The 11,195-nt window shown below is 72.0% G+C and carries 7 protein-coding genes; 2 read left to right on the plus strand and 5 right to left on the minus strand.

The features are described from left to right. Positions 1-18: 18 nt before the first annotated feature. A complete protein-coding gene (locus DN069_RS23420; RefSeq protein WP_243639630.1) occupies positions 19-1,374 on the plus strand; it encodes an ABC transporter substrate-binding protein in 1,356 nt (451 codons plus the stop codon). On the opposite strand, the gene DN069_RS23425 is transcribed toward DN069_RS23420, so the two are convergent. The 3 genes from DN069_RS23425 to DN069_RS23435 all read right to left on the minus strand — a co-directional run bounded on the left by DN069_RS23425 (position 1,362) and on the right by DN069_RS23435 (position 5,797). Next, positions 1,362-3,326, minus strand: coding sequence for a hypothetical protein (locus DN069_RS23425; protein ID WP_133260022.1), 1,965 nt, complete (start codon positions 3,324-3,326; stop codon positions 1,362-1,364). The genes DN069_RS23420 and DN069_RS23425 overlap by 13 nt on opposite strands. Positions 3,327-3,455: 129 nt before the next feature. Further along, positions 3,456-4,292, minus strand: a complete 837-nt coding sequence (locus DN069_RS23430) for an alpha/beta fold hydrolase (RefSeq protein WP_111503912.1) — start codon at positions 4,290-4,292, stop codon at positions 3,456-3,458. Positions 4,293-4,441: 149 nt separating this feature from the next. Beyond that, positions 4,442-5,797 (minus strand): hypothetical protein, encoded by a 1,356-nt coding sequence (locus tag DN069_RS23435; RefSeq protein WP_133260023.1) that lies wholly within the window; start codon positions 5,795-5,797, stop codon positions 4,442-4,444. 506 nt (positions 5,798-6,303) lie between these two features. Between DN069_RS23435 and DN069_RS23440 the strand changes: the two genes are divergently transcribed. Continuing rightward, a complete protein-coding gene (locus tag DN069_RS23440; RefSeq protein ID WP_111503916.1) occupies positions 6,304-7,614 on the plus strand; it encodes a hypothetical protein in 1,311 nt (436 codons plus the stop codon). Between the two features lie 24 nt (positions 7,615-7,638). Here the strand turns inward: DN069_RS23440 and DN069_RS23445 are convergent, their stop codons facing one another. Together DN069_RS23445 and DN069_RS23450 are read right to left on the minus strand one after the other, a co-directional pair. Beyond that, the gene (locus DN069_RS23445; protein ID WP_111503918.1) at positions 7,639-9,882 is read right to left on the minus strand and encodes a 3-hydroxyacyl-CoA dehydrogenase NAD-binding domain-containing protein; all 2,244 of its coding nucleotides are present in this window, start codon (positions 9,880-9,882) and stop codon (positions 7,639-7,641) included. 50 nt (positions 9,883-9,932) lie between these two features. Further along, complete coding sequence (locus DN069_RS23450; RefSeq protein WP_111503920.1) at positions 9,933-11,147, minus strand: acetyl-CoA C-acetyltransferase; 1,215 nt, start codon at positions 11,145-11,147, stop codon at positions 9,933-9,935. Between the last annotated feature and the right edge of the window lie 48 nt (positions 11,148-11,195).

The following is an 11,195-nucleotide window of genomic DNA, read 5'->3' on the forward strand; positions in this document are numbered from 1 at the left end:
TGGTGACAGGATGGAGAGGTGAGGCGCCGCCTGCCGCACCGCGACAAGCGCACGAGGACGGCTCGGTCCGTCCTCGCGCTGCTGAGCTGCGCGAGCCTGCTCGCGCTCACGGCCGGCTGCGGCAGCCGGCTGCCGCTGAAGGACTTCGAGAACGCCCCCTCCGGAGCCCCCGCCGCCGCCCGGCCGCCGATCCCGGTCGGCATCGTCACCTCCGTCTCCAGTCCGATCGGCGGGGACACCTTCACCGGCCCGCTCTACGGCGCCCAGGCGTTCTTCAAGGCGCTGAACGCGAGCGGCGGGATCAACGGCCGCCAGGTGCAGGTCTTCACCTGCGACGACAGCGGAGCGGGCATCGGCAACCAGTCCTGCGTGCACCAGCTGATCGACTCCGACCACGTGGTCGCGCTCGTCGCGGGCAGCGTCCTCGACTACGCGGGCGCGCCCTACGTCAGCTCCCAGGGCGTGCCCGACATCGGCGGCATCACCATCGGCACCCAGTACGACCAGTACCCGCACCTCTACCAGATCTACGGCAGCGACGAACCGCGCGACGGCAAGTCCGTCGGCTGGAACGGCGAGCTGTACCAGACCACGGAGGTCTACCGGTACTTCAAGGCCAAGCTGGGCCTGACCCGAGCTGTCGTGGTCGCCTACAACCAGGCGGACTCGGCCCGCTACGCCGCCCAACTGGCCCAGGGCCTCCAGGCCGAGGGCTACGACGTGCTGAGCGAGACCGTCGACTTCGCGCTGCCCAACTTCGGCTCTGTCGCCGCCGGGATGAAGGCCGACCACGCCCAGCTGCTGCTCGACGCCATGGACACCCGCGGCAACAGCGGCCTGTGCCAGGCGATGGCCTCCGCCGGGGTCACCGTCACCGCCAAGGTCACCAACGAGCAGAACTGGTCCGAGCAGGCCCGCACCGACTACGCGCAGACACCCGGGTGCCGCAACGCCCTGTGGGTCACCTCGGACGCCCGCAACTACGAGGACACCCAGTACCCGGCCGTGGCCGCGTTCCGTGCGGGGATGCAGAAGTACTTCCCGGACCGGCAGGCGCAGCTCTCCGAGTGGGAGCTGCTCGGCTGGGCCGGTGCGCAGTGGTTCACCGACGCCGCGTCCTCCTGCGGCGGCGACGTGACCCGCTCCTGCGTCGACACGTTCATGCAGCGCCAGCAGCCCTACACCGCCCACGACCTGATCGAGCCGTCCTCCTTCGTCCCGATGGCGAACCCGCCCACCGGCCCGCAGCACGCCTGCCTGAACGTGGCCCGCTGGCAGGACTCCGCCCAGGGCGGCAAGGGCGGCTGGGTCACCCAGGTGCCCGACATGAACGCCAACTGCTTCCAGGTCCCGGCGCTGCCCTACCGCCCGTAACTCCCCACCGGCCCTTCGCCGGGGCCGCGCGGGAAACCGCGGCCCGAGTCGAGGATCTTCCGGATCGACGCCGGCAGCGTCGACGGGTCCGGCCCGACGCCGATCAGCTGCGAGGAGAGCGTCATCGGCTGCGAACTGACGGCCCGCAACAGGATCCTGCCCTTGACCCCCGGGGTGTCCACCCCGCCCCACGGCGCCTTCAGCACGTAGACGGCGGTGCTGTGCGGGGCCAGCGTCGCCGGGCCGGACAGCACCTTCCAGTAGTCCGAGATGGTCGCCCCGGTGCTGGTGGCGAAGTGTGGGCTGACGGCCGCGTCGCTGGTGTTGCTCACGGTCACCCGCACCCGTGTCAGCAGGTCCACCAGCGCCAACCGTCCAGAGCCCGCGGTGCCGTTCATGGCGGTGACGTTCATCTTCAGCGGCGGCGGCGTCAGCATCGCGGCCGTGATGACCAGCACCGTCGGCGTCAGCAGCAGCGGCACCAGCGCGGTGCGCACGCTGCGCCGGGCCAGCGGGCCGACCCGCGGGTGCCAGGCGCGGTCGAAGTCGGCCGCCGAGACGGTGGCCGCGGCCATCACCCACAGCGGCACGGTCAGGTCGAAGTAGTCCTGCTGGGACCGTGTCGAGAGGTAGAAGACCAGCCACGGCATGACCGTGACGGCCGGGCCCAGCCGGCGCGGGAAGAGCACCAGCAGCACCATCATCGCCAGGCCCAGCAGCTGCCCCGCAACGCTGTACAGGTGCAGGTTGCCGGAGCCCGAGGTGAAGAACGAGGAGATCCCGACCAGCCCTTGGCCGGCCGGGATCGCCTGCTGGGTCAGCGGCGTCAGCACACCCTCCAGCCAGGCGTGCGGACCCTGCAGCACGAACGGCAGGTTGATCACCAGGAAAACGCCCGCGCTGATCGCCGCGTAGCGCAGCACCACGGCGGCGGCGTCGCGCGCCGACAGCTCCCCGCGCCGGATCATGAACATCCCGATCAGCAGGAACGGCGCGAGGAACCACGACAGTTGGTGCAGGCAGCAGGCGAGGCCGAGGCAGACCGCCTGCGTCACGCCCACCCAGCCGAGCCGCCCGCCGCGCCCGGTCCGGTGCCAGTAGGCGACCGTCACCAGCAGGAACGGCAGCTCCATGCAGCCCGGGTAGCCCATCTGCGCGTAGTTGGGCAGCCAACCGAAGCCGAAGCAGACGATCACCGCGACCGGCCGCCAGGCGACCGGCAGCAGCAGGAACATCACCACCGAGGCCAGCAGCAGCATGGCCGTGGCGGCCAGTCCGGCCGGCGGGTGGCTCAGGTGCAGGCCCATCGGGACCGCCGTGAACACCGGCCCGAGCGGCGGGTAGTCCAGCCCCGTGGCCGCGCCGCCGTTCATCAGCGGCGTGGTGCCGACGTGGAACAGGGTGAAGATCTGCGGCCACTGGGTGCCGTAGATGTGCCCGCCGTGCAGCAGCGTCCGCGCCGCCATGTGGATCAGCGAGCCCTCGTCCGTGCCGTAGTAGACGTGGCTGGACGGCACCCCGCTGACCGGCGGCTTGGCGGCGGTGACCACGTAGAAGCGGTTCAGGCACTGCAGCGCCGCGACCGCCAGCATGGACAGGTCCACCAGCGTCATGGCCCGCCGGGTGCGCACGCTCAGCGCCAGCACCCCGATCACCAGGATCGCGCCGAAGTAGAGGATCACCGCGAACGCGTGGACCTGCTGGTTGACGATGGTGCGGTTCCAGATGTCCCGCGCCCCGATCAGCATCGAGGCGCAGGCCAGCACGGTCAGTATCCGGTTGACCTGGGCGGGCGGCAGCCGCAGCAGCTCGGGGGCGCTGTGGCCGGACAACAGCCAGTGGACCGCACGGCGCGCGTGGGCGCCGGGCGGTCTCACCCCCAGGGGTGCCGGGCTGTCGTCGGGCTCGTCGTCTTCGGGGGCGGCGGGGTCGCGTGACATCACAGGTGGCACGCCCGCATGGTGACACGCTGTCAGGTCCGTCGGCCTGCTCCCTCACCCGAACGGGGGAGTACACGATCGGGTGAGGGTGGCGGCGTGACAGGCCGCCCGACTCGGAGAAACCCGAGGTCAGAGGTTGGGTTAGAGGTCCTTGCTGCCGTCGAGGACGGTCCGCGCCACCAGCTCCGGATCGTCGTTCATCGGCACGTGCCCGCACCCCGGCAGCGGGACGACGCGCGCCTTGGGCATCCGCAGCCGGGCACGGTCGGCCTGACGCGGCAGCAGCAGCCGGTCCTTGGTGCCCCAGCCGATGGTGACCGGCACGTCGGTGACGTCCTCGGTGACGTTCACGTTCAGGCCCGCGCGCAGCGTCTGCGCGAAGCCCTTGGCGTCCCGCAGCGCCTCCGTCTCGGCGACGGCCTCCGCCGGTCCGCGCAGGGCGGGGCGGGCGTAGATGCTGCCGACCAGCACGCCCCGGGTGGCCGGCCGCTGGGCCAGGCGACGCACCGCGGGCGCGGGCAGGGTCTTGGCGCCGAGGCGCATGTAGAGCAGCAGGCTGAAGGCGTAGGCCTGCTCGGGCCGGTTCCAGAAGCCGGCCGGGGAGAGCGCCGTCACCGAGCGGGCTAGCCCGCGGCGGCCCATCTCCAGCGCCAGCAGACCGCCCAGCGAGTTGCCCGCGACGTGCGGGCGCTCGATGCCCAGCGCGGTGCAGAGCCCGCCGAGGCCGGGTACGACCGAGTCGAGGTCGTAGGCCGAGCCGGGCGGCAGCGGCGCGGAGGCGCCGAAGCCGGGCAGGTCGACGGCGACGACGTCGTGCTCCTCGGCGAGCGCGTCGAGCACCGGCCCCCAGGCCTGCCAGTGGTGGCCGATCCCGTGCAGGAGCAGCAGCGGCGTGCCGCTGCCGCGCCGCTCGTACCGCACGGTGACGGTGCGCGGACCCTGCGGGGTGTCGTGCTGGTACGAGACATCGGCGGGCATACGGCACTCCCTGGGCGCGACCGGCTCTGGCACGTCTTACTAGACCTGGCGTCAGTAAGAATTACCCGACAGTAGCTTCGTCGACAAGAGGCCGGTCGCAAATCCCTCGGAGTGAGGCGGGTCAGGGTGCGGTCGTCAGGGTGCGGTCGTCAGGGCGCGGTGGGGGAGTACAGCAGCATGTACGCGCCGTACAGGCCCGAGCAGAGCGTTCCCGCGATCAGGGCCGCGATCAGCGTCGCCCGGGTGCGCACCCGCACCAGTCCGGCCGCGATGGGGATCAGCAGCGGGAAGGCGGGGAGCAGGAAGCGGGCCCGCGAGCCGAAGTACGCGGTGTCGCCGAACGAGATCACCATGATCACGAAGGTGAAGACCACGAACGGCAGCGGCTGCCGCTGCGCGATCGTCGTGAAGAAGAGCACCGCCGCGGCGATCAGGATGCCCGCCACCACCGGGTAGTACAGGCCGACCGGGTTCGCCGTGGTGAACAGGTGCTTGAAGTCGTGCGCCGTGGACTTGCCGAAGTCGAACTCCGAGTGCCACAGCTTCTGGATCTTGAAGTACGCGTCCCAGGTGTGCAGCCGCACGCCGGTCCAGGCCACGAAGCCGAACCAGCCGAGCGGCGCCACGACGATGGCGACCACCACGCGCCACAGGTCCGGCTCCCGCGCCGGCGTCACCTCGCGCACGTCCGCGCCGTCGAACCAGGGCAGCCGGTCCAGGAAGCCGAGGCGGTTCGGCAGCGTCCACCGCACGCCGCGCTCCCGCAGCCGGACCCACAGCTCCATGGCGCCCGTCAGCATCACCGCGGCCGCCACCGCCACGCCCGTCGGCCGGGTCAGGCCCGCGAGGACCGACATCACACCGGCCAGCAGCCAGCGCCGGGAGACCACCGCGTACAGGGTCCAGGCGGCCATCATCGTGAACGCGGACTCGCTGTAGCCGGCCGTCTCCACCGCGGCGACCGGGGCGATGCCCCAGAGCACGACAGCCGCCGTGGCGACCTTGTCGCCGTAGCGCGCGTTGACCGCGGCGAAGATGCCCCAGGCCGCGCCGACCGCGCACAGACAGGCCGTCAGCATGCTGGCCCCGCCCCACGGGACGAACGGCAGCAGCGTGTGCACCGTCCGGATCATCCACGGGAAGATCGGGAAGAAGGCCAGGTTGGTGCTCTGCAGCGGCACGCCCGGCAGCCACGGCCGGATCGCGTGGTCGTAGCCGTGCATGGCCACGTCCAGGTACCACGCCGCGTCCCAGTGGACCGCCAGTCGGTGCAGCGCGTAGCCCGGGGTGCCCGGGCTGAGCAGCATGATGATCGACATCCCGGCGGCACGCACCACCAGGAAGAGCAGCAGCGCCGGCTCGGCGGCACGCCAGGCTCCGAACAGGACGTCTTGTCGCGCGGGTGACAACAGGCGAGCCGGAAGTATTCGGCGGACCGGCGCCTTCGGCTCGGGATCGTCCCCTGGGGGTTCCTCGTGCACGGGCGCGCTGGTCGGAGCGGTCACGGTTTCCTCGGAGATTCGGTGGAACGAAGACGCGGTGGAGCGGCGGGCTGCCGCGTGGTGCTCGGCTGCGACCGTCCGCAGGTGGAGAGGACAGTGTGGCACTCCACTATGTACGGATTATGTGTACGGCTCGGAAAATCGAGGTGAGATCCCGGTCGGAAGGCCTTCATGTGGCGCACACGACATCCGGCATATGCGCAACGTGATGTGACTTTCCCCGCGTGTCGCCGTCGGGATTGTTCGGTTTTCTCCCTCATGTGTCCCGCACGACTGACATAGCCGGCGGCGTCGCCGGGGGAGGCTCGCCGCGGCCGCACTCACTCGGGGCAGCGCCGTGGCGGGCCTCCGGGTTTTCTTACCTACCTCGGCGGCGCGTCCCCCCGCGTCCCCCCGTCCCGCCTGGCGGCTGCCCGTAGGATCGATCCGCGCTGCTTGTTGATCACGGCGCACGGCGCACGGTGCACGGCGATCCGTCGGGAACAGGCACGGGAAGGGGCGGGCGGACGATGCGGGGGGACCACCCGGCCGCGGAGCGGTTCGCGCGCGAGCGCGACACGGTCCCCGTCGCGCCCGCCTCCTCCGGTTCGGTCGTGACCGCAGACCTCTCCCGGCTCGGATCGCGGCTCGGCCCGCTGCGACGCGGGCTGCGCCGGGCCGCGCCCGCGCTCGCCGCCTACGCGGGCGTGCGCGCCCTCGGCGTGCTCCTCGTCGTCGCCTGGGGGCGCGCCCACCACATCGCGCCGATCACCCGCCTCGGCACGCTGTGGGACTCCGGCTGGTACGCCCGCATCGCCGACCACGGCTACTCCCGCACGAACGGCCTGATCGGCGCCCACGGCATCCCCTACTCGCCCCGCGCCTTCTTCCCGCTCTACCCCTGGCTCGGACACCTCACCTCGGAACTGACCGGCCTCCGCACCGCCGGCGGACTGGTCGTCGTCTCCTGGGCCTCCGCGCTGCTCGCCGCCTGGGGCATCTTCGCCATCGCCGACCGACTCTGGGGTCTGGGGGTACCCCCGGCCGGAGGCCGGGGGAGGGTGGGCGTCTACGCCGTCGTGCTGTGGGGCGTGCTGCCGCTCGCCGCCGTCGAGAGCTACGGCTACTCCGAGACGCTGTTCACCGCCCTGTCCGCGTGGAGCCTCTACGCCCTGCTGCGCCGCTGGTGGCTGACGGCGGGTCTGTTCTGCGTGGCCGCCGGCCTCACCCGGCCGTCCGCCACCGCGCTGATCGCCGCCGTCGTCGTGACCGCCGCCGTGGAGCTGTGGCGCCGGCGGGCGTTGTTGTCCGACTGGCGCCCGGTGGCCGCCGCGCTGCTGGCGCCGCTGGGCTGGCTCGGCTACCTCGCCTACACCGCCTGGGCGGTGGGCTCGCCGACCGCCTACTTCCACATCCAGGCCGCCTGGGACACCGGCATCGACTTCGGCTGGACCACGTTGCGCTGGTACGCGGACGAGGCCACCCGGCTCTTCGCCTTCGGCCACCCCTCACAGCGCCACGCGGTCGGCCGCATCCCGATGGCGCTGACCGGCCTCGCCTACCTCGGCCTGCTCGTCGCGACCTTCCGGCAGCGCGGAACGCGCCGTCAGCCCGTCCCGCTGCTCGTCTTCGGGCTCGCGCTGTTCCTCGTCGACTTCGTCAACTCCTCGCCGGAGCCGCCGATCGCCCGCTTCCTGCTGCCGGCCTTCACGCTCCTCTACCCGGCCGCCCAGTGGCTGGCTGACCGGCCGGTGTTCGCGCGGTGGCTGCTGACGGCCGGCGCGATCGCGTCCGCCTGCTACGGCGTCGCCCTCACCTTCCACGGCGGCGCGCCCTCCTGACGCGCCGCCACGGAAGCCACGGCGTCAGTCCGCGAAGACCTCGCCGCGCTCGGCCTTCTCCACCAGCAGCGCCGGCGGCTCGAAGCGCGGGCCGTAGGCGGCGGCCAGCTCACGGGCGCGGGCCACGAAGCCCGGCAGGCCGCCCTCGTAGCCGTTGACGTACTGCAGCACGCCACCGGTCCACCCGGGGAAGCCGATCCCGAGGATCGAGCCGATGTTGGCGTCGGCCACGGAGGTCAGCACGCCCTCCTCCAGGCAGCGCACGGTGTCCACGGCCTCCGCGAAGAGCATCCGCTCCTGCATGTCCTCGAACGGGATCTTCCGGCCGGAGAGCTCGGCGCTGTGCTCACTGCCGAAGTGCTCCCGCAGCCCCGGCCACAACCCGGCCCGCTTGCCGTCCACGTACTCGTAGAAGCCCGCGCCGCCGCTGCGCCCCGGGCGGTCGAACTCGTCGAGCATCCGGTCCAGCACCACGTCCGCCGGGTGCGGCGCCCAGGTGCCGCCCGCGGCCTCGACCGCCTTGCGGGCCTCGTTGCGGATCTTGCGCGGCAGCGTCAGCGTCAGCTCGTCCATCAGCGACAGCACCTTGGCCGGGTACCCCGCCTGCGCGGCGGCCTGCTCGACCGACGCCGGGTCGACGCCCTCGCCGACCATCGCCACGCCCTCGTTGATGAACTGTCCGATGACCCGGGAGGTGAAGAACCCACGCGAGTCGTTGACCACGATCGGCGTCTTGTTGATCTGCCGCACCAGGTCGAACGCGCGCGCCAGCGCCTCGTCCCCGGTCCGCGCGCCCTTGATGATCTCGACCAGCGGCATCTTGTCCACGGGCGAGAAGAAGTGCAGCCCGATGAAGTCCTCCTGCCGCTTCACGCCCTCGGCGAGCTCCGTGATCGGGAGCGTGGAGGTGTTCGAGCAGAGCAGCGCGTCCGGCGCCACGACGTCCTGGATCTCCGCGAAGACCTTGTGCTTCAGCTCGGTGTTCTCGAAGACCGCCTCGATGACGGCGCCGCAGCCCGCCAGGTCCGTCACGTCCGCGGTCGGGGTGATGAGCGAGAGCAGCGCCTCCCGCTTGGCCTCGGTCGTGCGGCCGCGCGCCAGCGCCTTGTCCAGCAGGCCGACCGAGTACGCCTTGCCCCGCTCGGCCGCCTCCACGGTGACGTCCTTCAGCAGCACCTGGATGCCGGCCTTCGCGCACGAGTACGCGATGCCCGCGCCCATCATGCCCGCGCCCAGCACGGCCACCTTGGTCACCTTGTGGGCGGGCACGTCGGAGGGGCGGTTGGCGCCGGAGTTGACGGCCTGCAGGTCGAAGAAGAACGCCTGGATCATGTTCTTCGCGGTCTGACCCGTCGCCAGCTCGGTGAAGTAGCGCCCCTCGATCGCGAACGCGGTGTCGATGTCCACCTGCGCCGACTCGACGGCCGTCGCCAGGATGTTGCGCGGCGCCGGGTAGGGCGCGCCGTTCAGCTGCTTGCTCAGGTTCGCCGGGAAGGCGGGCAGGTTCGCGGCGAAGGCCGGGTGGCTCGGGGTGCCGCCGGGGATCTTGTAGCCCTTGACGTCCCACGGCTGCTGCGCCGTCTCGTTCGCGTCGATGAACGCCCGCGCCTTGGCGAGCAGCTCCTCCCGGTCCGCCGCCAGCTCGTGCACCAGCCCGGCCTCCAGCGCCTGCGCCGGACGGTGCTGGGTGCCCTGCAGCAGCACCTTCAGCAGCGCGTCGGTGATGCCCAGCAGCCGCACCGTGCGCACCACCCCGCCGCCGCCCGGCAGCAGACCCAGCGTGACCTCCGGCAGCCCGATCTTGACGGAGGAGTCGTTCAGCACCACACGGTGGTGGCAGGCCAGTGCGATCTCCAGCCCGCCGCCCAGCGCCGCCCCGTTGATCGCCGCGACGACGGGGACCCCGAGGGTCTCCAGCGCCCGCAGGTCGCGCTTGAGCGCCATCGAGCCCTCGAAGAACTCCTGCGCGTTCTCCGGCCGCACCTGGCTCAGCAGGCGCAGGTCGCCGCCCGCGAAGAAGGTCTTCTTGGCCGATGCGACGATCACGCCGCGCAGCTCGCCCGCCTCCCGCAGCGCCTTCAGGCGCGTCACGGTCGCGGCCAGGTCGGCACGGAACGCCTCGGTCATGGTGTTGACGGACTGCGTCGGGTCGTCCAGCACGAGCGTGACGACGCCCTCGCCGTCCTGCTCCCAGCGGATGGTGGTGGTCTCGGCTGCTGCGGTCTGCGCTGCTGCGGTCTGGGCTGCTGCGTTCTGAGCGGTCGTCATCTCTGCTTCTCCAGCGGGCGTGCGGTCGTGGTCGGGGAGGGGGTGGCTGGTCACAGCCGCTCGATGATCGTGGCGATGCCCATACCGCCGCCCACGCACAGCGTGATCAGGCCGCGGCGCAGGTCGCGACGCTCCAGCTCGTCCAGGACCGTGCCCAGCAGCATCGCGCCGGTCGCGCCCAGCGGGTGGCCGAGCGCGATCGCGCCGCCGTTGACGTTCACCTGCGCGTGGTCGAAGCCCAGCTCCCGGATGAAGCGCAGCGCGACCGCCGCGAAGGCCTCGTTGATCTCGACCAGGTCGATGTCGGCCGCCGTCAGCCCCGCCTTGGCCAGCGCCTTGCGGGTGGCCGGTGCCGGGCCGGTCAGCATGATCGTCGGGTCCGAGCCGGAGACGGCCGCCGAGACGATCCGCGCCCGCGGCGTCATCCCGTACCGCTCGCCCACCTCCTTCGAGCCGATCGCGACGAGCGAGGCGCCGTCCACGATGCCGGAGGAGTTGCCGGCGTGGTGCACGTGGTCGATCTTCTCGACCCAGTGGTACTTCTGCAGCGCCACCGCGTCGAAGCCGCCCAGCTCGCCGATCGTCGCGAACGACGGCTTCAGGCCGGCCAGCGACTCCACCGTCGTCCCCGGACGGACGAACTCGTCCTGGTCGAGGACGACCAGCCCGTTGCGGTCGCGCACCGGCACGACCGAGCGCTCGAAGCGCCCCTCCTTGAGCGCCTCGGCCGCGCGCGCCTGCGACTCCGCCGCGAACGCGTCCACGTCCGTGCGGGAGAGTCCCTCGACCGTCGCGATCAGGTCGGCGCCGATGCCCTGGGGCACGAAGCCGGTCTCGTAGCTGGTCATCGGGTCCATCGCCCAGGCGCCGCCGTCGCTGCCCATCTTCACCCGCGACATCGACTCCACGCCGCCCGCGAGGATCAGGTCCTCCCAACCCGAGCGGACCTTGGCCGCGGCCAGGTTGACCGCCTCCAGGCCGGAGGCGCAGAACCGGTTCTCCTGGACGCCGGCCACCGTGTCCGGCAGCCCCGCCGCGATCGCGGCGACCTTGGCGATGTCCGAGCCCTGGTCCCCGATCGGGCTCACGACCCCCAGCACGATGTCGTCGATCGCCGCCGGGTCGAGGTCGGGGAAGCGGCGGCGCATCTCGTGGATCAGGCCGACGACCAGGTCGATGGGCTTGGTCCCGTGCAGCGAGCCGGTGGCCTTGCCCCGGCCGCGCGGGGTGCGGATCGCGTCGTAGACGAATGCTTCGGTGGTCACGCTGGCTGCCTGCTTTCTGGCGGTTCCGGTGAGGGGAGGGTCTGGGGG

The organism is Streptacidiphilus pinicola (assembly GCF_003258295.1).
Lineage (GTDB): Bacteria > Actinomycetota > Actinomycetes > Streptomycetales > Streptomycetaceae > Streptacidiphilus > Streptacidiphilus pinicola.

Bases quoted from the DNA above. Each gene is read 5' to 3' on its own strand.
- DN069_RS23430 (WP_111503912.1), bottom strand. From the start codon at position 4,292: ATGCCCGCCGATGTCTCGTACCAGCACGACACCCCGCAGGGTCCGCGC.
- DN069_RS23440 (WP_111503916.1), top strand. From the start codon at position 6,304: ATGCGGGGGGACCACCCGGCCGCGGAGCGGTTCGCGCGCGAGCGCGAC.
- DN069_RS23445 (WP_111503918.1), bottom strand. From the start codon at position 9,882: ATGACGACCGCTCAGAACGCAGCAGCCCAGACCGCAGCAGCGCAGACC.